This is a genomic window from Acidobacteriaceae bacterium, from assembly GCA_035944135.1.
Classification (GTDB): Bacteria; Acidobacteriota; Terriglobia; order Terriglobales; family Acidobacteriaceae; genus Granulicella.
On sequence record DASZBM010000010.1, the window covers coordinates 23,887 to 44,057 of the forward strand.

Here is a 20,171-nt window from a genome sequence, read left to right on the forward strand (position 1 = left end):
GCCGGCACACACTCGATTAGAATTCGGCCAGTGCTCAGCGAATTGGACCGTAAACCTGCTGTGTCCCGGCTGGATGGAATCGACATTTTGCGCGGGCTCTCGATTCTTGCAGTGATTCTGCTGCATATCTGGATACGTTTCGCGGGCGCTCATGTGCGGCTCGGACGAGACTGGCCGGTGTACACGCGGCATTTCCTCTTTCAAAACGGCGGCAACGGCGTGACGACGTTCTTCGCTGTGTCCGGATTTCTGATTACGCTGACGTCGTTGCGCCGATTCGGCTCGCTTGATGCTATTCGAGCGCGTGTTTTCTACCGGATCCGGTTCGCGAGGATCATGCCGCTGCTGCTGCTCATGCTGTGTGTGTTGACCGCGCTGCATCTGCTGCACGTCGACGGCTATGTGATCAACGAAAAGTTCTTCACGCTGCCGCGCGCTCTGTTTGCAGCGCTTACGTTTCATCTCAACTGGCTGGAAGCGTCGCGCAACGCATGGCTGCCGGCCTGCTGGACGGTACTGTGGTCGCTATCGATTGAGGAGATGTTCTATCTCTTCTTCCCGCTGATCAGCCTCGTGCTGTTCCGCGGCGGTTCGGTGGGTCGTTGGATGTGGATCGCGCTTGCAGTCGCGCTGTTTGCTCTCGGACCGCTCGCGCGAGTCGTATGGGCGAAGAATGATCTGCAGGCTGAGAACTCGTATCTTGCCGGCATGGCAAGCATCGCGCTCGGATGTTTGACAGCCTATGTTGTGGACCGGCTCTCCCCTCGAGAGATTCGATCTGCATGGCTGCGGGTGATCGAGATCGCGGGCTGGGCTGGAATTCTGCTGATTGCGGTATCACCGCGCGGGACAATTATGCGCACGCTCGGGAAGAGCGGTACCGATGATGCTCTGCTCGCGTTGTCTGTCTGCCTGGTGATGGCCGCAGTGACGCTTCGCCGTAAGCGCGGCTCACGATGGAGCGCGCCGCTGCGGTGGTTCGGGCGGCACAGCTATGAGCTCTACCTCTCGCACGAGTTCATCGTGATCTTTGGCGTTGCGTTGTTCGCTCAGCACTTTCCGAACCATGTGCGGCGTGGTGTCGTGGCAGCGTTTGTAATTGGCATGCTGCTTGCGACAGCTCCTCTTGCGTGGGCGCTGGCGCGCTCGTTCACCGAGCCGGCGAACCGCTGGCTGCGCGGCGCGGAGATGGCAAAGACGAGCGGCGCTCCTGCACCTTCGGTTGATAAGGGAGCTTTAGTCAGCAGTTAGGAGCTGACTCTCGTCCGCTCTGCCGCGAGAACACGCGCGACGCACGCCACTACTGGCGCAACGTCTTCCATCGTTGTCTGCCAGTTCGAGACACTGATCCGCATCGCGCGCATTCCATGCCATGTTGTGGGTGTGAAGAAGGCCTCGCCGGATGCGCGGATGCCGACTACTACGGCATCTGTGACGCGATCATGATCGGACTCAGTTGCATCCGGCCGCGGATCGAAGAAGCGCACCATCCCTTGATTGATCAGCGGCTCGCAAAGTGCGCTTGCTCCGGGTAGCGCACCGACGCGTTCGATAAGCTCGCGCGCAATCGCGCAACAACGATCCACTAACTCCGCCACGCCATCGCGTCCAAGCTGTCGCAGAGCCGCATACGTTGCAAAGCCGCGCGCGCGGCGCGAGAACTCCGGTGTCCAGTCGACTTGGTCGCGCGCTCCCGCACCTTGCACCAGGTACGACGAATGCACGCTCTGTGACGCATAGTGCGCCGCCGCGTCACGAATAAAGGCGTAGCCGCAGTCGTACGGAACATTCAGCCACTTATGGCCGTCTGTACTCCAGGAGTCGGCAGCAGCCACGCCGTCGAGCAAATATTGATGCTTCCGCGATGCGGCGCACCACAATCCCATCGCACCATCTACATGCACCCACGCCGCATGCTCGTGCGCGAGTGGAATCAACCTGCGAAAGTCATCAAACGCTCCGCGATTGAGGTCGCCGGCCTGCAGCACGACAATCGTCGGCTTGCCTGCCCGCTCCATCAGAGCATTCTCCAACGCATCTGCGCGCAGCCGGCCTTCTTCATCGCAGGGAAGGGTATCGATGCACGCGGTCCCAAGCCCGAGCAGCCGCGTCGCCCTCGGCACCGTCGCATGCTGCTCCGTGCTTGTCAGAATGCGAATCGCAGGAGCGCTGCCCAGCCCATCGCGTTCCACATTCCATCCTGCCCGCTCCAGCACCTGATGTCTTGCTGCGGCGAGAGCGGTCACATGCGCCATCTGGCATCCGGTCACGAAGGCAAAGCTTGCTTCTGAAGGCAATCCAAACAGCGACTTCAACCATCCAGCCGCAACCTCTTCGACCAGCGAAGCCGCGGGCCCGATCACGTACAGCCCCGCATTCTGGTCCCAAGCCGAAGTGAGCCAATCGGCAGCGAGTGCAGCCGGCAACGAGCCGCCGATGACGAAGCCGAAGAAGCGCGGCCCGGCGCTGCCGACGATTCCGCCTTCGCACGCGACAGCGAGTTCGTCGATGACCTGCTCGGATGGGAGGCCGGTGCCGGTGAGTGGGATGTCGATGCGACGACGCAGATCTTCGAGTGAAGCGGTCGCATCGACCGGGCGCTCGCGAATGTCGTCGAGATGCGCGAGGGCATGGCGCATCGCTGAGTTCAAAGGACCTGCGAAGGTGGAGTCGTTGCTCATCGAGGCGATGCTACCACTGCCGGAATCAAATCCTCACTCCGCGATGTGCGGAAGAACGCCCTCGTCCCTCACGCGCCCGGGGGATAATGACGCATGCCTTTCGTATGTCTCCGGCGATGCATTGCTCTCCTAAGTCTCTTGTTTCCCCTCGCCGTCAACCCTCAGGTGAAGCCGTCCTGTCACTCCACGGTCGTCGGGGATCTGCGCGCCGAGCACATTGACAGCAAAGTTTTCTCAGGCTCGCACACGCTGCGCGTGTGGTTGCCTCCGGGTTACTCTGACCCTGCGAACGCAAGTCGCACCTATCCCGTTCTCTATATGCTCGACGGGCAGAACCTCTTCGATGTCTGCACGAGTGCGTTCGGCCACGAGTGGCAGATTGATGAGACGCTCACGCGGTTGATTCAGGCCGGCAGCGTAGAGCCGCTGATCGTCGTCGGCGTTGACAATGCAGGCAAAGAACGCGCCGACGAGTTTCTGCCCGCTCCCGATTCGCTATACGACCCCGATCTTAAGCCGCACGGAGTAGACTACCCTTCGTTCCTGGCGGATGAGATTGTGCCGCACATCGCAAAGGAGTATCGCGTACGTACCGGCCGCTCCAACACGGCGATCGGTGGATCGTCGTATGGCGGCATTGCTGCCTTGGATGTGTTGATTGCAAGACCAATGGTCTTCGGACTTGGATTGATTGAGAGCCCATCGCTGCAGACCGGCAATGGCGAACTCATTCGAGCCACGCGCGGTTTGCTGCTGCCGCCTGCGCGCATCTTCATCGGAGCCGGCACGGACGAGCTTGTTTCGAATGCAGACGATGATCGCAAACGTGGGGTGAGCGCTGACGTGATCAACAGCGACTTTGTGCACGCGACCAACATGCTTGCCGACAACTTCCGCAATCTGGATGGAACAGAGATGAAGCTGGTGATCACGCCGGGCGCACACCACAATGAGACCGCATGGGCGGAGCGCTTCAGTGCCGCTGCTCAGTTTCTCTTTCCGGAAGAGTCGGGGCGATAACGACCCACCTGCCGAAAATATCCGCCTACTCTTCGCCGACCTTCAACACCGCGAGGAAAGCCTCTTGCGGAATATCGACCTTGCCGATGCGCTTCATCCGCTTCTTGCCTTCCTTCTGCTTTTCGAGCAGCTTGCGCTTGCGGCTGATGTCGCCGCCGTAGCACTTGGCAATGACGTTCTTGCGAATGGCCGTAACGGTCGACCGCGCGATAACCTTCGAGCCGATCGCGGCCTGAATCGCCACCTCGAACATCTGGCGCGGGATAAGCTCGCGCATCTTTTCGACAAGCGCCTTGCCGCGGTCGTAGGCAAAGTCGCGGTGCACGATGATGGAGAGCGCATCGACGGGCTCGCCCGAGACGAGGATGTCCATCTTCACCATCGGCGAGACCCACATCCCAGTTAGGTGATAGTCAAGCGAAGCGTAGCCTCGCGAGACGGACTTGAGGCGGTCGTAGAAATCCAAAACTATTTCGTTCAGCGGGAGCTCGTAGGTGATCATCACGCGCGTCTGGCTGACGTACTCGATGTTCTTCTGGCGGCCGCGCTTCTCTTCTACGAGCTTGAGGATGCCGCCGAGATACTCCTCGTTGGTGAGGATCTTCGCCTCGATCACGGGCTCTTCGACCTGCTCGATCTCACTCGGGTCGGGCCAGCGCGAGGGATTGTCGACAGTGAGAACTTTGCCGTCGGTCATGGTGACCTTGTATTGCACGCCGGGCGCGGTAATGATGAGGTCGAGGTTGTACTCGCGCTCCAGGCGCTCCTGGATGATCTCGAGATGCAGCAACCCGAGAAATCCGCAGCGGAAGCCGAAGCCGAGCGCAACGGAGGACTCAGGCTCGAAGTTGAAGCTGGAGTCGTTGAGGCGCAGCTTCTCGAGCGCGTCGCGAAGCAGCGCGTGCTCGTGGGAGTCGACGGTGTAGAGGCCGGCGAAGACCATGCTCTTGATGTCTTCGAAGCCGGGCAGCGCTTCCGCAGCGGGATTATCGACCGAGGTAATCGTGTCGCCGACCTTCGTGTCCGCGACGTTCTTGATCGTCGCAACGAAGAAGCCGACCTCGCCTGCGCTGAGCTCTTCAAGCTCGACGGGCTTCGGCGTCATCACGCCCATCGACTCCACGTCGAACGTCTTCCCGTTCGACATGATCTTGATCTTGTCGCCCTTGCGCAGCCGTCCGTTGATGATGCGCGCGAGCACGATGACTCCGCGGTACGCATCGAACCACGAGTCAAAGATGAGCGCCTGCAGCGGAGCGTCGGCGTCGCCTTTCGGCGGAGGCAGGAGGTGCACGACGGCTTCGAGAATGTCAGCAACGTTCTGTCCGGTCTTGGCCGAGACGGGAACCGCGTCATCAGCCGGCAGCCCGACGGATTTCTCGATCATCTCCTTGGTGCGCTCGATGTCGGCGCTGGGAAGGTCGATCTTGTTGATGACCGGGATGATCTCGAGACCGTGAGAGATTGCGAGGTACGCATTCGCGAGCGTCTGGGCCTCGACGCCCTGCGACGCATCGACGACGAGCAGGGCGCCCTCGCAGGAGGCCAGCGAGCGCGAGACCTCGTAGGAGAAGTCGACGTGGCCGGGCGTGTCGATCAGGTTGAGCTGATAGGTGTTGCCGTCAGATGCCGTGTACATCATGCGCACGGTGTGGGCTTTGATGGTGATGCCGCGCTCGCGCTCGAGGTCCATCGCGTCCAGAACCTGCGCCTGCATCTCGCGCGCCGTCAGCGACCCGGTCAGCTCGAGCAGCCGGTCGGAGAGCGTGGATTTGCCGTGGTCGATGTGCGCGATGATCGCGAAATTGCGGATGTACTTGGGGTCCATGCTTTGGGGCCGAGGCAAAAGCCCCGAACCTCTAGGGTAGCAGAGGAGTGAATAGTGAAGAGTGAGTAGTGAATAAGACCGCTGCCCTACAAAGCTTTTGGTTTATTCACTATTCACTCTTCACTACTCACTTCCCTAGAAGATCTGGAAGTTGACCTCAACATTCAGGTACACCGCGACGGGCTTGCCGTTCTGCATCGCGGGCTTGAACTTGTACTGCTGCACGGCCTCGACAGCCTTCTCGTCCAGTCCCATGCCCACACCGCGCAGCACGTGCACGTTCCTCGGCTTGCCGTCCGCTCCCACGATCAGCGAGACGACGACGTTGCCCGAAAACTTGGCCTTGCGGGCTTCCTCCGAGAACTCCGGATCCGGCGTGTAGATCGCAATCGGCGGCCGCACCGAGCCACCCACCTGATACACGCCGCCGCCGATATTGCCGCCCGATCCAGGCCCGATTCCGGCGCCGTCACCCGAGCCAATCCCCGTGCCGTTGCCGTTGCCCATCGAGAACCCCTTCAGGTTCGAGTTGGGCACGCCCAGGTTGGGCATCGTGTTGTCGGCGAGCTTCAAATTCGGCTGCACAATCACGCTCGGCTCAACCGCCAGCTTGGGCGGAATGGTCGGCGGCGCCTTGGGCGGAACAATCTGCGTCTGCGCCAGCTTGGGCAGATGGCCTTGGGTCACGGGGCCGAGGTCGTGCTGACCACCACCGCCGCCAATCTTCTTCGCCTGGGGCGCCACCGGCGGTGTCGGCGGAGGCTCCAGCAGCGCCGTCACCGCGTTCTTCACCGGTGCCGCTATCGGCACCTTCGCGGCTATCAGTATCGCAATGACACCGATCACGGCGGCGTGTAAACCAACCGCGGTCCAAAGCGATGCGGTGCTGCGCTTGGTAGCAATGCTTTCCGCAAAGGCGAAGGGGCGTGCGCTCCAGATTGGTTGCTCATGTTCCTGCGCGAAACGTGCCGCGAGCCGTTGCTCGAGACCTGCGGGTCCTTCGGCTGATGCGCTCTCTTCGTGCAGTACATCGCTCAGCAGCTTGTCGAATTCGAGCGTCTCGGTTTCGTTGTTACGCATCGCCTATCTCCTTTGCAATCGTCCTCAGCGCGAGGAGATTGGTTCACCTCGATGCGCCGCCCATCTTTTCTGCAACTCGGCGCGGGCCCGCATCAGCCGCGTGCGCACGGTCCCTTCAGGTACAGCCATCAGCTCGCCGATCTCGCGCGAGTTGAGCTCCTCCAACGCGGAGAGGCGAAGCGTGTCGCGCAGCTCGTCCGGAAGCCCGGCGATGAGCTCACGCAGAAGCTGCCGTTCGTCGTGCTCTGCCGCAGCGGTCTCCGGTGTCGGCCGCCAGTCGGCGAGCTGCAACTCTGCCGAATCCTCTGTGCCGGATCGCCGGGCACTGCGGCGATCGATCGCCAGCCGCCAAACGACGCTTCCGACGAAGGCCCGTTCGTTTGTCATCTGGCGCCAGCCCTCGCCGCGATACAGCTTGAGCAGCGCCTCCTGCACGCAGTCTTCGGCATCCTCGGCGTGGCGCAGAACGCTCCACGCGATGCGATAGAGGAATCGCCCGTGCTCGCTGGCAAGCCGCGTGAACGTGGCCTGCCGGTCTTCGTGTTCAATTCGCGGTGGTTGCCGCTGCATCGTAAGCCTTCACTGATGTAGACCGCTCAGGCGGGAAAAGTGTTCGCGGTTCAGTGAAGTTTTTGACGAGAAAGTGACAGCGGCCAGGCATTTGCCTGGCCGCTGCGCTTTCGCTGGAGGCTCGCTCAGCGTCCGCCGGCGTTCTCCCGGATGAACTGCGCCGTGCGGTCGTGCAGGGCGTGAAGCGCATCCTCGTTCACGTAGACCATGTGGCCGGTGGGGAAAAACTTGTACTCGATGTTCTTCTGGAGTTCCTGCGGGATGGGCAAATGCTTCATCTCGTAGGTTGCGCCGAAGTAGAGGGTGCCGAAGTCGAAGTACCCGCCCATCAACAGCACGTGCATGTGCGGATTTACTTTCATCGTGTAGGCGATGTCTCCCATCACATTGGTGCTGGTTCCGTCCCAGCCTTGCGGGCCGTAGGCGTGGTGCTTCATCTCCCAATTGAAGCCGGGCTCGCGCGCACTCGGCTTGTAGGTCATGTTCTCGCCGAACTTCAACGTTTCATGCGCATAGGTGTTCATCGCAGCGAGGATGGCAGACTCAATCGAGTCCGAGAACGGATCGTAGTCGGCATCGCGCGACAAAGGGTCCATCGCGGGCCCTTCGAAGCGCGAGTCCAGTCGGCCGGTCGTGATGTCCGAGGGGTCCTGCAGGTACTTGGAGAACTCGGCTCCGGTGAGGCGCAGGTTCGCTTTGAGCCAGAGCGCAGCGGGAACGCCGGTGTAGCTTTCGAGCTTGGCGGCGACCGCTGATTTCTTATCCGCGCTCAGGTCGGCGCCTTGCAATAGAGCCGCCGCGTAGTCGGTCAGCGCATACTGCTCGACCTCGTGAATCCACGGCTCGAGTGTGGCGGGTTGATTCGGAACCTTGTGGTGGTACCACGCCGTCGCGGCGAAGCTTGGCAGCGCAAGGAAGAAGCCGTTCTCCGTGCCGGGATTCGAGTCCGGCCCATCGGCCGAGTTGTCGAAGCTGAGAATCTGGCTGAGGAAGACAACACCGTTGAGATCGACGCCATGACGCTGGAGCGCTCTGGCGAGCACCGCATCGCGCGTAGTGCCGTAGCTCTCGCCAAACAGGAACTTGGCTGAATCCCAACGATTGTATTTCGTTAGAAAGCGGCGGATAAAGCGGTCGAACGCGGCTGCATCGCCGTCAATGCCGTAGAAGGCCTTGAAAGCGTCCTTGCCTTCTACGCGGCTGTAACCTGTGCCGGGCGCGTCAATAAAGACGAGGTCGGCAGCGTCGAGCAGACAATACGGGTTGGGTGCGATCTGATACGGTCCGCCGACTGGATGCTGCAGATCAGGAATCTGCACGCGCACTGGCCCCATGCTGGTCATGCGCAGGTACATCGTCGCCGAGCCCGGGCCGCCGTTGTAGAGGAAGACGATCGGGCGGGTGCGCGCGTCGGCGTCTTTGGCGAAGTAAGCGGTGTAGAAGATACGCGCAGTTGCCGGCCTGTCTTCCGGTTTTGCGGGCAACTCCACGCCCGAGTTGGGCAGGATCGTACCGTCGAGCGCGATTATCGCGTCCTGGCTGTCGGTCGCGCCTACTGTCAGCATTCCGGCGACGGCGCGGAAGGCGATCGCCTTTCCGCCTTCGACTGCGACGCTGCCTTCGGTGACGGAGTCCGCCGGAAGGGCCATGCTGTGCTTATCAGCTTCGCTGGTCACCGTCGAGGTTGTCGTGGTGGTCGACTTCTGGGGCGTCTGCTGCGCAAATGCAGGGCAGACGGCAATCATGAGAGCGGATACAGCCAGACTCAATTTCACACAATGCTTCACGCGCGCAGGTCCTCCAGAGAGCTTGTAAATTGCCCAACTTTGTGGAAGTTTGATTTTATGCGAGCGGAAGAGATTCCAGCTTACTAACTTCGACGAGCGTCGAGTAGAAGGTCGCGCCGCCGCCGATGTCGGTAAGCCGTTGGCTGGTGAGCTCGTTCACATTGACGCCATTATGTGAGAGCTTCTGCCAGTCCAGCCGCGAGGCGACGGTGCCCAGCGGAATGGACTCGCTGATTCGCGCGGTGAGCTGAATCTGGCCGCGATCGTTCCAGACGCGGACCGTGTCCCCTCCGGAGATCCCGCGCACTGCAGCATCCTCGGCGCGCATCTCAATCATGCCTGCAGCGCGGCTCTCCATCTTGCGATGATTCGGCAGGTTGGCGAAGGTGGTGTTCATATAGTTGTCGCCCTTGCGCGCCAGCATCTCGAGCGGGAACCTTGCCGCCGCTTCGGTGTTCGCGCGCGACTCTGTGGCGGCGTGCCACTCTGGCAGCGGCAGGAGGTTCGCGCGCCGGTCGGGTGTCTGGAACCACTCGTGCGTGCTGAAGGGAAGCACCTCACCGCGTTCGTTCTTTGGCAGAGCGAGCGGAGCCATCCCTTCGCGCTCTAGCCGATCCTTTGTGATGCCTTTGAACCAGGGATGCGTGCTGTCGAGAGCCTGCGCGATCAAATCATCTTCGCCTTCTCGAAACGCCTGCTCTTCGAACCCCATGCGGCGGCCGAGTTCGGCAAAGATCTGCACGTTCGTGCGCGCCTCACCGAGCGGCGCAATCGCCGGCTGCGAGATCTGCGCGAAGTAGTGTCCGTACGCGCCCATCAGTTCCTTGTGTTCGAGGAACGTGGTCGCGGGAAGCACGATGTCGGCGTAGTCCGTCGTGTCGGTGAAGAACTGCTCGTGTACGACGACGAAGAGATCGTCGCGGCGGAGTCCTTCGTGCACCCGCTCCGAGTCCGGCGCCACAGCAGCAGCATTGCAGTTATAGACGAACAGCGCTTTCACCGGAGGATCATTCAGTTGCGTCAGCGCGTCGCCGAGCTGGTTCATATTGACGGTGCGGGCAGCGCGGCCAAGCGGGCTGGCCTTCATCAGCTCCGGCATGTGCAGCTTCTCTTGCTGGAACGGAAACGCAGCGCTGGTGGAGAGCAGCAGCCCGCCACCGTACTGCTTCCAGCTTCCCGTGATCAGCGGCAGCATCGCGACCGCGCGTGCTGCTGTGCCGCCATTTTCGCCGCGCTGAATGCCGTAGTTGAGCCGTATCGCTGCGGGAGCGCGCCCGTCGCGGCCCGCGCGGCCGTACGCGAGCGCGAGAGCTTCGATCGCGTCGACGCTGAGGCCCGTGATGGCAGCGGCGCGCTCAGGCGAGTGCTCCGGACGTAGGGCAAACTCACGTAGCTGCTGCCAGTCATTGGTGAACTCGTTGAGGTAGTCGCGATCTTCCAGGCCTTCGCGGAACAGGATGTGCATCATCGCGAGCGCGAGCAGTCCATCCGTGCCAGGGCGGATTTGCAGGTGTTCGTCGGCAAGTGCCGCAGTCCGCGTGCGGTAGGGGTCGATGACGATGAGCTCGCCACCGCTGCGCCGCGCCTCCTCGATGAATGGCCAGAGATGGATGTTATTGCCGTGGACGTTGCCGGCCCAGACGATGATGAGACCGGCGCGCGCGAAATCCTGCGGGGCCGTTCCAAGCCGCGTGCCGTAGATGCTCTTGAGCGCGGCGGTCCCAGCGGCGGAGCAGATGGTGCGGTCGAGCTGCGAGGCGCCGATCCGGTAGAAGAACCGGCGATCCATGGAGCCATAGCCCAATTGACCAATCGTCCCCGCGTAGCTGTAAGGAAGAATGCTCTCTGGACCGAACTCGTCCGCTATCTTCTTCAGCCGATCCGCGATCTCGTCGAGAGCTTCGTCCCAGGAGATGCGCTCGAAAAACTCGGGCTCGCGACCTTTGGGGAGTGGGCCCTTTGGTACGCCCGCGCGGCGGCGCATCGGGTAAAGAAGGCGCTCCGGTGAATACACCCGCTCGAGGTACCGCGCGACCTTGCCACACAGAAATCCGCGTGTCACGGGATGCGCGGGGTCGCCGGCCATCTTCACAGCCCGGCCAGTGAGCTCATCGACCGTGACAAGCACGCCGCAGGAGTCCGGACAATCGTGCGTGCAAACGGCGTGCACCGTGCGCGTCTGGACTGCGGTATTGGCGAATTCCGCGGGCATAGCTATATTTTAGGCTCGTCACTCACTGAACCCGACACTATTTGGAGCCATGCCATGCGTTTGTCCGTTCGGATCTTGCTCGTTCTAACTGCTGCAATCTTGCTTTCCGGCCCGAACCTATCCGCTGCGACCGCGCAGGCCGGAAAGCCTTCCAACGACTCCCAGGCGATCCTCTCGATGCTGAACCGGCAGGCAGACGACTGGAATCGTGGCGACCTCGACGCGTTCGCTACGGGCTACAAGAATTCTTCGGACATCCTGTTCATGGGCCCGACGATCCGGCGCGGATATCAGCAGATGCTGGAGGGATATCGGAAGTCGTTCCCCAATCCCGAGGCAATGGGGAAGCTGACCTTCTCGAATCTCGAGGTTCAGCCGCTCGATCAACGCTTTGCCACGGTGACAGGCCGCTTCCATCTGGAGCGCACATCGGCAGGTGGCGGAGACGCGAGCGGATATTACCTGCTGGTTGTGGAGAAGACACCGTCGGGTTGGAAGATCATCCGCGACGCCACGACGGATAATCCAAGACCGGCTCACTAAAGCCGCGGTCAAACGTCACGGCTCGTATGATGATGTTGTCCCGAGGGAGGGCCTAATGCGATTCCGCCGTCTCGTTCCGATCGCACTCGCCGGCGTCTGCTGCGCCGCTCTGCTGCTGCCAACGCCTGCCGTTTCGCAGAATTCTGATCCGCTGTTTACGGCCAGCCGGCAGCAGTTGGATGTGGTCAAAATCATCCTCGCGCAGCAGAACGCCTGGAACAAAGGCGATCTGGACGGCTATCTCTCGCACTATAAAGATGCGCCCGACACCCAGGCTGTCCTGGCAAACCTCGTGCGCGGCGTCGACAACATTCGCGCGGCTTATCGGCAGAACTTTCCCAACAAGGACGCCATGGGTGAGATTGAAGACACCGACATCGACGTGCGCACAATGGGCGACAACTATGCACTCGCCACCGGGAAGTATCACCTCAACCGCTCGAAAAAGTCAGGCGGTTCAATCGATGGCACATTTATGGAGCTGTTTGAAAAGACGCCGAACGGATGGCAGATTATCTTCAGTCAAAGCACATAATGCACGCTCCGGTCCGCAGCTCTGAGCTGCTCTTAGAAGCAAAGAATCTGTCCAAGGATTTCGGTCCCGTCCGGGTCGTCGACGACGTGTCGTTTGACCTCTACCGTGGCGAGACGCTGGGCCTGGTGGGCGAGTCGGGATCCGGCAAAAGCACGGTCGCGCGGATGGTTCTGCGCCTGCTGGAGCCGACGGAAGGACAGGTGCTGCTTCACGACAGACACGCGGACGGCTCGCCGCGTAAGCTCGATCTGCTCGCCCTGTCACCGAACGCGATGCGAAAGCTGCGCCGAAAGCTTGGGATCGTATTTCAGGACCCCTACGCGGCGCTGGACCCTCGCATGACCGTTCGGCAGACTCTTTGCGAGCCGTTTGCGATACATCGTGAGCGGCCCAAAGAGGGAATTGAAGCCAGGCTTGCGGCAATGCTCGCCGAAGTCGGACTGGACGCGTCAGCGCTGCGACGCTATCCGCACGAGTTCTCGGGCGGACAGCGGCAGCGGATCAACATTGCACGAGCGCTGGCGCTGCGTCCGGAGCTGCTTGTGCTGGATGAGCCGGTAAGTGCGCTGGATGTTTCCGTCGGCGCGCAGATCATCAACCTGCTGCGCGAGCTGCAGCAGCGGCATGGGTTGACCTGCCTGTTCATCTCGCACTCCATGCCGCTCGTACGGTATCTCTGTCACCGGGTCATGGTTCTTCAGCGCGGCAAGCTGGTCGAGGAGGGCTCGTGGCAGCACATCTGCGAGTCTCCGAGCGAGGCATACACGCAGCAACTTCTCGCCGCCACGCCTGAGCTGCCAGTCGCCCGCTAACCCTGTTGTTGCTGCCGCTGCGCTTCGATATCGCACACGTTGCGCAGGTAGTCCCAGGAGTAGAGGCCCGCTTCGTGGCCGTCGTTCCATTTGAAGCGCAGCGCATAGTTTCCGACGGGCTCCACATCCGCTGGTCGAGCAGGAGCCTCATACATCGGCAGCAGTGATGCTGGCTTTGGCTTGGCTACGCCGGGCGCGCGGCCTTCTGCTTCGCGAGCCTCGTGGCAGGTCGCGCAGGGGCAGGCTGCACGCAGCCATGCGAAATTCCAGTGGCTCGTGTGGCCATCACGCCATTCGATGGTCATGCCGCTGCCACCCGTCTTGTCGATCCGAACCTTCGCCGGACGGATGGCGTCGCCAGCTAGTTTTGACTGTTCGGCGCGCGCGGCTTCGTCAGCGCCGACAATTTTGAATCCCTCGTGCGACATAACTCAATTCTAGTCGCGCCTCACACCAGACCGGCCAGACGCATCGCTTCGTCGACCGTAGTCGCTACGAGCAGATGATGGCGGTTCCCCCGCAGCATTCCTTCCCGCTCGCATACGTCGAGGAACGAAAGCATGCCGTCATAGAAGCCGCCGACATTTAACAGGACCACAGGCTTCTCGTGGAGCTTTAACGTCTGCCACGCCAGCACTTCGAACAGCTCTTCGAACGTGCCGAACCCGCCGGGCAACGTCAGAAATGCGTCGGCCTTTTCGCCTATAAGCCGCTTGCGCGTGTGCATGGTATCGACAACGTGCAGTTCGCTCAGGCCGTCGTGTGCGATTTCCTTATCGACCAGCACGTGCGGAATAACACCGACAACGCGACCACCCGCCGCGAGTGTGGCGTCGGCCACGGCGCCCATCAGGCCAATCTTCGCTCCGCCATAGATCAACCCGATGCCGCGCTGCGCGAGTGTCCGGCCCAGCTCCTCGGCAGTTTCGCGGTAGATCGGGCGCGCGCCTTCTGCGGCCGCGCAAAACACCGCGAGGTTCTTCGCGTTTGTCTTCGCCATTGCCTCAGCATATCAACCGAAGCGGGCAGTATCCTGTGGTACGTGCAGCGACCGCGTGCTCTCTTTACAGCTCTTTCTGTTTTGTTCCTGGCGTTGACGCCGATCTCTGCGCAGAACAAAGGCGAGCCGGGCAAATTTGATTTCTACCTACTCGATATGCCGTGGGGACCGGAGTTCTGTTCCATCGCGGACGTGTCGCCGCAGTGCAAGCCGCAGCGAACCTTCGTCGTGCACGGGCTTTGGCCGCAGAACAACGACGGGAGCTATCCCGTATTTTGTTCGCACGAAGCAGGTCCGCTGAACCCGCGGGAAAATCTCGACATCACGCCCGACCTGCAACTCCTCGCGCACGAATGGGACAAGCACGGAACATGCTCGGCGCAGGGGCCACGGCGCTTCTTCCAGATGGAGCGCGAGGCGTTCACATCGATCGATGTGCCGCTGGCGTTCGATAACATCGATCACGAAACCACGATGAGTCCCGCGCAGATCCTTGATCTGTTTTACAAAGCGAATCCGCAGCTTCCCGAGGGCAGCCTCGTTGTGAGCTGTCGTGAGGAGCGCTTCACTGCCATTGAGGCCTGCTTTACAACGAGCCTGAAACCGATGTCATGTCTCGGTCTGCATTCCTGCGAAAAGCCATCGCTGAAAATCGAACCCATTCGCTGACCAAAGACAAACAGAGGTTCGTGCCTGCTCTGAATCGGGCACGAACCTCGAAATCTCTGTTCGTCTAACGCAGTGCGATTGTGGTGTCCTTCAGGTCCTGGTTCACGGTAGCGAGAACAGTGCCCTCCGGGAACTTTGCCGTCGATTTGGCGACGCTCACCGTGTCGCCAATCTTCAGCGTCACGTCGACCGGCTTGCCGGGCTCCAGTGTCATCTCCTGGCTGCCCGCTTTGATCGTCAGCGGTTCCTTGGAGTCGTTGCGCAGATGGAAACTCACCATATCCTTTGTCTTTCCCATCTTCGCGTGCACGGGGACACGCACTGCAGTCAAGGGTGCCGCGAACATGCTCTCGCCAGCCATCAGTACAGTAGCCAGCACCATGGTGCTTCCAATTACACGACGAATCATCTCTCTACCTCTTCCTGAGCGTGCAAATTTTTCGCGGCCGCGGCACTCCGCCATGGAACAGAGTGCCCGGCTCGCACTCTTCTATACGCAGGTGAGTCGAGATGGTTCCTCAAGTTCACAAATTCTTCACGTTATTCGTCACAAGAGCCCGCGTGTTCGTCACAGACTAAAATGAAAGGTGTGGCCGATCTTCTCGCCAACATGAATCCGCAGCAGCGCGAAGGCATCATCTCCGTCGACGGCGCCGTGCTTCTGCTCGCCGGCGCGGGCTCCGGTAAAACGCGTGTAATTACGCACCGCATCGCCTACCTGATACAGGAGCGCGGCGTCTCACCGGATAACATTCTCGCCGTCACCTTCACGAACAAAGCCGCGAAGGAGATGGAGGAGCGCGTCGAGAAGATCCTTGGTCATTCGACACTGGCGAAGCCAACGCTCGCGACCTTTCACAGCTTTTGCGTCCGCGTGCTGCGGCGAGACATTGAGGCGCTGCGCGTCGGCGGCAAGGGGCTCACCAAGAGCTTCGCCATTTACGACGAGACCGATCAGCAGGCCGTCGTCAAGCAGGCGCTGAAGCGGCTGGGCGTCGATGACAAGCAGTTGAAGCCGCGCGTCGCACTTGGCCGGATCTCCTGGGCGAAAAACCATATGATCGATCCGCAGGAGTACTTCCTCGCTTCCACAAATCCGCTCGAGGAAAAGATCGCGCACATCTTCAAGATCTATCGCGACGAGCTCTTCAAAGCGAATGCGATGGACTTCGACGATCTGCTGCTCGAAACCGTACGGCTGTTGAAATCTTCCAGCGAAGTGCGCGAGCGCTACAACCGCAAGTACAAATACCTGCTGATCGACGAATACCAGGACACCAATCGTCCGCAGTATGAGCTGATGAAGCTGCTCGGCAAGCACGGCAACGTCTGCGTCGTCGGCGATGAAGACCAGTCGATCTACTCCTGGCGGGGCGCGGACATTCGCAACATCCTGGAGTTCGAGAAGGACTTTCCGAATGCGCGCACGATTCGCCTTGAGCAGAACTACCGCTCGACGCAGGTAATTCTCGAGGGCGCGAGCGCGGTTGTCGCGCAGAACACGCAACGCAAGGGCAAGAATCTCTGGACCTCGCGCGAGGGCGGATCTCTGATTGGTTACTACGAAGCGCCCGATGGAGAGAATGAGGCGCTGTTCGTCGCCGATCGTATTCAGCGCTATCTGCGCGAGGCCGGCCAAACAGAAGATCAGCCGCGGTGTGCGGTGCTCTATCGGACCAACTCGCAGTCACGACTCGTCGAAGAGGCGCTGCGGCGTTATCAGATTCAGTACCACATGGTCGGCGGCTTCAGCTTCTACGATCGCGCCGAGGTCAAGGACATGCTCAGCTATCTGAAGCTGGTGCAGAATCCGCACGACTCCATCGCGTTATCGCGCGTGGTGAACTCCCCGCCGCGCGGCATTGGCAAGACGACCATGGACACGCTGGAGCGCATCGCGCTCACCACTGGCATGAGCACCTGGGACGCGATCAGCCGCGCGACCGAAGAGAAGCTTCTGCCGGCGCGCGCGTTGTCGGCACTGGGCAGCTTTCGCAAGCTGATCGAAGATGCCCGTGCCATGCTCGGTCCCGATTTCGCGGCAGCTCTCGCAGCCGACGCCGCGCCGATTGCGCAACCTGACAACGCCGACGAAAGCTTTGATCCCGCAGCGCTCTCCGCCGATGACACCTCCTTCGACTTCGGCATCGAGGAGCCTGTGCCTCCGCCGACGCTCGCGAACGACGCAAACAGCGATTTCGATACGAGCTTCAATTTCGGCTTCGACTTCGGCCCGAGCGAAGAAATCTCGACGATCGCTCCCGAGAACGCCGCGCCTGCCTCTGCCGAAGCCGGCTTCAACCCCTTCGCTCCCATCCCTCTGAAGAAGTCCGCATCGGATAAGATTCGCGAGGCGAACCGCGCCAAACTGGATCGCATCGCTGCGGCGGCCGATGAAGACCTTGATGCAGCAGGCAAGCCGGCCTTCCGAAAGCCCGGCGATCCAGCGACCCTGCCTGAGCTCATCAAGTTCCTCAACGATCGCTCCGGCTACATCCGAGCTCTTGAAGAAGAGGCTACGCCGGAAGCGTTCTCGCGCATTGAAAACCTGAAGGAACTCGCCAACGCCGCGCAGGATGCAACCTCGCGTGGCGAGACCCTCGCCGAATTTCTCGACCACGCAGCACTCGTCTCCGATGCAGACCAGTACTCAGCCGAGGCCCGCGTCACACTCATGACGCTGCATGCAGCGAAGGGCCTCGAGTTCCCGCTCGTCTTCCTGTGCGGCATGGAAGAGGGTCTGTTCCCCCACTCGCGCACGCTGATGGATCCTCCGCAAATGGAGGAGGAACGCCGGCTTTGCTACGTCGGCATGACCCGCGCGATGGACACGCTGATCCTCACACGCGCGCGCTACCGCCGCCGTTACGGCAATGACATGCCGGAATCGAGCACGCCCTCGCGCTTTCTCGAAGAGGTTCCTTCCAAGCTGATCGAAGACCTCGGGGCTGCCGCGAATTACGGTGGCGCGCTGGATTACCGGAACGCGTACGCGACGCCGTATCCGCAGCGCCGGCGCTTTGGCGGCGATAACGACGAGGGTGGCGAGCGGCACTACTCCTACGAGGATGAAAGCCAGGACTCGGGTTCGGCGCGTACCTATGCGGCGCAGCGTTTCGGCGCGAATCGCTCGCGATTGAGCGGCTCTGGACCGCTCGACAACACGGCGGCGTTCTTCGGCAAGGGGGGAACCGTCAGCTACAAGCCTGGCGAAAAACGCTATCCTGCGCGACCGAAGATGGACATACCCGCGCCTACAGGACGCACCGGCCTGGGCAAGGGCGTGCGCGTCCGGCACCCGAAGTACGGCGAGGGCATCATCGCCGCGCGAGAGGGCGAGGGTGACGACGCGAAGATTACAGTACAATTTAGCGGGTACGGCACCAAGAAGCTGGTGGAGAAGTTCGCCCAGCTCGAGCGTTTGTAACCTCATCACGCATGCCGCCACAATCAAGTTCTGAAAGAGACACACACATGGCAAATACGAAGAGCATCACCGATAAGGAAGAGCGTAAGAAGGTAAAGCGCACGGCGCGCAAGAAGGCGGCTCCCAAAGCCAAGCGCACCACCACCCGTGGCAGCAACAAGGCCAAGGTCAAGAAGCTGTCGCGCGGCCAGTCGAAGCGATAGAAAGACCGCAAAAGCCGCGTCGACTAAGCTCGCAAAAGCCCTCGTTGATTAAGCTGGCGAAGGCTTCTGCCTGCGAATCGCAGAAGGCGGACTCCGCTTGGGGTCCGCCTTCTGCTGTTTGCCAGGCTGAGTCTGGGAGATACTAAAGAGCAATTCGCCGCAACTCATCGCGAGCACTCCGCCGGAGCGACCAGCCCAACTTGCCTCCCCAGATTGAGACTCGATCGACGAAACAAACCGAGACTCGGCAGATCTTCGCCACCAAATCCATCGACAAGCTGATCTCCGATTCCGAGCGGCCCGAGCACTCGCTCAAAAAGACTCTCGGCCCCGTTTCGCTCACCGCACTTGGCATCGGTATCGTCATCGGCTCCGGCATCTTCACCGTCATCGGCACGGCCATTGGGGGTAACCCGGCCAAGCTCGCCGACTGGAAGGGCTCGCCGATCATCGATCTCATCCTCCACCATGGAGCCGTCGCAGGCCGTCCCGGGGCCGGTCCCGCGCTCGCCATTTCGCTCATCCTCGTTGTCTTCGTGTGCGCGTTCACCGGCCTGTGTTACGCCGAACTCGCCTCGATGATCCCCATCGCCGGCTCCGCCTACACCTACACCTACGCCACGCTGGGCGAGCTCATCGCCTGGGTCATTGGCTGGGACCTCATCCTCGAGTATGCCTTCGCCAACATGAGTGTCTCTGTCGGCTTCGCCGCCCACATCGTCGATCTTCTCGACTGGCTGGGCGTTCACCTCGACCCCAAGTGGCTGTCGCCCGCGTTCCTTCCGCAGGGCCTCCAGGACCTCAGCGGCAAGGACATCTTCCTGCCCGGCTGGCACTCCGGCTTCGACATCCCCGCGTTCCTCGTCGTCTTCATCCTCACGGTGGTCCTCGTGCTCGGCATCCGCGAATCCACCCGCGTTAATAACTTCATGGTGCTCGTCAAAATCGCCGCCATTCTCGCCTTCGTCTTCTTCGGCCTCAGCTTTATCCATCCCGGCAACTACCATCCCTTCGCTCCGAATGGCTTCTCTGGAATCCTCGCCGGCGGCTCGATCATCTTCTTCACCTACATCGGCTTCGACGCGGTCTCCACCGCCAGCGAAGAGTGCCGCAACCCGCAGCGCGACGTCCCCATCGGCATCATCGCCACGCTCGTCGCCTGCACCATCCTCTATCTCGGAGTTTCGCTCGTCCTCACCGGCATCGTCCCCTGGCAGTCGGTCGCGAACGACGGTGCTCCAATCGTCAACGCCCTCAAGCGCCTCTCGCTCGAGCCCGGCGGCCACCGCCTCCACTGGGTCCGCCTCTTCGTCCTCATCGGCGCCATTATGGGGATGATCTCCTCCATTCTCGTTGGCCAGTACGGACAGGCGCGCATCTGGTTCGCCATGTCCCGGGACCGCCTGCTGCCGAACGCCTTCAGCAAAATCCACCCGCGATTCCGAACCCCGGCTTTCTCCACCATCGTCGCGGGCATCCTGGTCTCCATCCCCGCGGGCCTTTTCGACGTAGGTTCTCTCGCCGAAATGACCAACATAGGAACCCTATTCGCCTTCATCCTGGTCTCCATCGGAGTGATGGTTCTTCGCCACAAACAGCCCGATCGCCGTCGGGGATTCCGGCTCGTAGGCGGCCCACTCTTCCCCATCCTCAGCATCCTCTGCTGCCTGCTTTTGATGGCCGGCCTGCCCGCCATCACCTGGGTCCGATTCTTCGTCTGGCTCATCATCGGGCTCTTCGTGTACTTCCTCTACAGCCGCAAGCGGAGCGAGTTCTACCAGGCGTGAGAGCACCCCATCACGCC

18 protein-coding genes are annotated in these 20,171 nt (G+C 61.2%); 9 read left to right on the plus strand and 9 right to left on the minus strand.

Annotated features, from left to right (window positions below; all coding sequences use genetic code 11):
• Positions 1-60: 60 nt before the first annotated feature.
• Complete coding sequence (locus VGU25_14505; GenBank protein HEV2578412.1) at positions 61-1,251, plus strand: acyltransferase; 1,191 nt, start codon at positions 61-63, stop codon at positions 1,249-1,251.
• On the opposite strand, the gene VGU25_14510 is transcribed toward VGU25_14505, so the two are convergent.
• Positions 1,248-2,681 (minus strand): aminotransferase class V-fold PLP-dependent enzyme, encoded by a 1,434-nt coding sequence (locus tag VGU25_14510; GenBank protein ID HEV2578413.1) that lies wholly within the window; start codon positions 2,679-2,681, stop codon positions 1,248-1,250. The two genes, VGU25_14505 and VGU25_14510, sit on opposite strands and share 4 nt — an antisense overlap.
• Positions 2,682-2,774: 93 nt before the next feature.
• Between VGU25_14510 and VGU25_14515 the strand changes: the two genes are divergently transcribed.
• Positions 2,775-3,701, plus strand: a complete 927-nt coding sequence (locus VGU25_14515; protein ID HEV2578414.1) for an alpha/beta hydrolase-fold protein — start codon at positions 2,775-2,777, stop codon at positions 3,699-3,701.
• Between the two features lie 25 nt (positions 3,702-3,726).
• Here VGU25_14515 and lepA read toward each other — a convergent pair whose 3' ends face one another.
• The 5 genes from lepA to VGU25_14540 form a co-directional block, all read right to left on the minus strand.
• Positions 3,727-5,529 (minus strand): translation elongation factor 4, encoded by a 1,803-nt coding sequence (lepA, locus tag VGU25_14520; GenBank protein ID HEV2578415.1) that lies wholly within the window; start codon positions 5,527-5,529, stop codon positions 3,727-3,729.
• A gap of 135 nt (positions 5,530-5,664) precedes the next feature.
• On the minus strand, positions 5,665-6,609 hold the full coding sequence (locus tag VGU25_14525; GenBank protein ID HEV2578416.1) for an energy transducer TonB: 945 nt from the start codon (positions 6,607-6,609) through the stop codon (positions 5,665-5,667).
• Between the two features lie 24 nt (positions 6,610-6,633).
• Positions 6,634-7,179 carry a sigma-70 family RNA polymerase sigma factor gene (locus VGU25_14530; protein ID HEV2578417.1) on the minus strand — a complete coding sequence of 182 codons (546 nt, stop codon included), beginning with the start codon at positions 7,177-7,179 and terminating at the stop codon, positions 6,634-6,636.
• 125 nt (positions 7,180-7,304) lie between these two features.
• Complete coding sequence (locus VGU25_14535) at positions 7,305-8,954, minus strand: peptidase S10 (GenBank protein HEV2578418.1); 1,650 nt, start codon at positions 8,952-8,954, stop codon at positions 7,305-7,307.
• A 67-nt stretch (positions 8,955-9,021) separates the two neighbouring features.
• Entirely contained in the window at positions 9,022-11,178 is a 2,157-nt protein-coding gene (locus VGU25_14540) for a molybdopterin-dependent oxidoreductase (GenBank protein ID HEV2578419.1), read from the minus strand.
• A 54-nt stretch (positions 11,179-11,232) separates the two neighbouring features.
• On the opposite strand from VGU25_14540, the gene VGU25_14545 reads away from it, so the two are divergent.
• The 3 genes from VGU25_14545 to VGU25_14555 are packed head-to-tail and all read left to right on the plus strand — an operon-like array spanning position 11,233 to position 13,068.
• On the plus strand, positions 11,233-11,721 hold the full coding sequence (locus tag VGU25_14545; GenBank protein ID HEV2578420.1) for a nuclear transport factor 2 family protein: 489 nt from the start codon (positions 11,233-11,235) through the stop codon (positions 11,719-11,721).
• A 55-nt stretch (positions 11,722-11,776) separates the two neighbouring features.
• Positions 11,777-12,256 (plus strand): DUF4440 domain-containing protein, encoded by a 480-nt coding sequence (locus tag VGU25_14550; protein ID HEV2578421.1) that lies wholly within the window; start codon positions 11,777-11,779, stop codon positions 12,254-12,256.
• Entirely contained in the window at positions 12,256-13,068 is an 813-nt protein-coding gene (locus VGU25_14555; protein HEV2578422.1) for an ATP-binding cassette domain-containing protein, read from the plus strand. The genes VGU25_14550 and VGU25_14555 overlap by 1 nt, the downstream gene beginning before the upstream one ends.
• Here the strand turns inward: VGU25_14555 and VGU25_14560 are convergent.
• The gene (locus tag VGU25_14560; GenBank protein ID HEV2578423.1) at positions 13,065-13,496 is read right to left on the minus strand and encodes a DUF971 domain-containing protein; all 432 of its coding nucleotides are present in this window, start codon (positions 13,494-13,496) and stop codon (positions 13,065-13,067) included. The genes VGU25_14555 and VGU25_14560 overlap by 4 nt on opposite strands.
• A 20-nt stretch (positions 13,497-13,516) precedes the next feature.
• Positions 13,517-14,068 carry a TIGR00730 family Rossman fold protein gene (locus VGU25_14565; protein HEV2578424.1) on the minus strand — a complete coding sequence of 184 codons (552 nt, stop codon included), beginning with the start codon at positions 14,066-14,068 and terminating at the stop codon, positions 13,517-13,519.
• Positions 14,069-14,110: 42 nt separating this feature from the next.
• Between VGU25_14565 and VGU25_14570 the strand changes: the two genes are divergently transcribed.
• The gene (locus VGU25_14570) at positions 14,111-14,737 is read left to right on the plus strand and encodes a ribonuclease T (GenBank protein HEV2578425.1); all 627 of its coding nucleotides are present in this window, start codon (positions 14,111-14,113) and stop codon (positions 14,735-14,737) included.
• Positions 14,738-14,801: 64 nt separating this feature from the next.
• Here the strand turns inward: VGU25_14570 and VGU25_14575 are convergent, their stop codons facing one another.
• Positions 14,802-15,146 (minus strand): hypothetical protein, encoded by a 345-nt coding sequence (locus VGU25_14575; protein HEV2578426.1) that lies wholly within the window; start codon positions 15,144-15,146, stop codon positions 14,802-14,804.
• 171 nt (positions 15,147-15,317) lie between these two features.
• Between VGU25_14575 and VGU25_14580 the strand changes: the two genes are divergently transcribed.
• The 3 genes from VGU25_14580 (at position 15,318) to VGU25_14590 (ending at position 20,154) form a co-directional block, all read left to right on the plus strand.
• The gene (locus VGU25_14580) at positions 15,318-18,164 is read left to right on the plus strand and encodes a UvrD-helicase domain-containing protein (GenBank protein ID HEV2578427.1); all 2,847 of its coding nucleotides are present in this window, start codon (positions 15,318-15,320) and stop codon (positions 18,162-18,164) included.
• A 47-nt stretch (positions 18,165-18,211) separates the two neighbouring features.
• Positions 18,212-18,367, plus strand: a complete 156-nt coding sequence (locus VGU25_14585) for a hypothetical protein (protein ID HEV2578428.1) — start codon at positions 18,212-18,214, stop codon at positions 18,365-18,367.
• Between the two features lie 200 nt (positions 18,368-18,567).
• Positions 18,568-20,154 (plus strand): amino acid permease, encoded by a 1,587-nt coding sequence (locus VGU25_14590; GenBank protein ID HEV2578429.1) that lies wholly within the window; start codon positions 18,568-18,570, stop codon positions 20,152-20,154.
• Positions 20,155-20,171: the final 17 nt, after the last annotated feature.

What these genes read in the sequence shown, in the direction of transcription:
- VGU25_14510 (HEV2578413.1), bottom strand. Translation starts at nt 2,681, where the DNA reads ATGAGCAACGACTCCACCTTCGCAGGTCCTTTGAACTCAGCGATGCGC.
- VGU25_14515 (HEV2578414.1), top strand. Translation starts at nt 2,775, where the DNA reads ATGCCTTTCGTATGTCTCCGGCGATGCATTGCTCTCCTAAGTCTCTTG.
- lepA (HEV2578415.1), bottom strand. Translation starts at nt 5,529, where the DNA reads ATGGACCCCAAGTACATCCGCAATTTCGCGATCATCGCGCACATCGAC.
- VGU25_14525 (HEV2578416.1), bottom strand. Translation starts at nt 6,609, where the DNA reads ATGCGTAACAACGAAACCGAGACGCTCGAATTCGACAAGCTGCTGAGC.
- VGU25_14530 (HEV2578417.1), bottom strand. Translation starts at nt 7,179, where the DNA reads ATGCAGCGGCAACCACCGCGAATTGAACACGAAGACCGGCAGGCCACG.
- VGU25_14540 (HEV2578419.1), bottom strand. Translation starts at nt 11,178, where the DNA reads ATGCCCGCGGAATTCGCCAATACCGCAGTCCAGACGCGCACGGTGCAC.
- VGU25_14545 (HEV2578420.1), top strand. Translation starts at nt 11,233, where the DNA reads ATGCGTTTGTCCGTTCGGATCTTGCTCGTTCTAACTGCTGCAATCTTG.
- VGU25_14550 (HEV2578421.1), top strand. Translation starts at nt 11,777, where the DNA reads ATGCGATTCCGCCGTCTCGTTCCGATCGCACTCGCCGGCGTCTGCTGC.
- VGU25_14555 (HEV2578422.1), top strand. Translation starts at nt 12,256, where the DNA reads ATGCACGCTCCGGTCCGCAGCTCTGAGCTGCTCTTAGAAGCAAAGAAT.
- VGU25_14560 (HEV2578423.1), bottom strand. Translation starts at nt 13,496, where the DNA reads ATGTCGCACGAGGGATTCAAAATTGTCGGCGCTGACGAAGCCGCGCGC.
- VGU25_14565 (HEV2578424.1), bottom strand. Translation starts at nt 14,068, where the DNA reads ATGGCGAAGACAAACGCGAAGAACCTCGCGGTGTTTTGCGCGGCCGCA.
- VGU25_14575 (HEV2578426.1), bottom strand. Translation starts at nt 15,146, where the DNA reads ATGATTCGTCGTGTAATTGGAAGCACCATGGTGCTGGCTACTGTACTG.
- VGU25_14580 (HEV2578427.1), top strand. Translation starts at nt 15,318, where the DNA reads ATGAAAGGTGTGGCCGATCTTCTCGCCAACATGAATCCGCAGCAGCGC.
- VGU25_14585 (HEV2578428.1), top strand. Translation starts at nt 18,212, where the DNA reads ATGGCAAATACGAAGAGCATCACCGATAAGGAAGAGCGTAAGAAGGTA.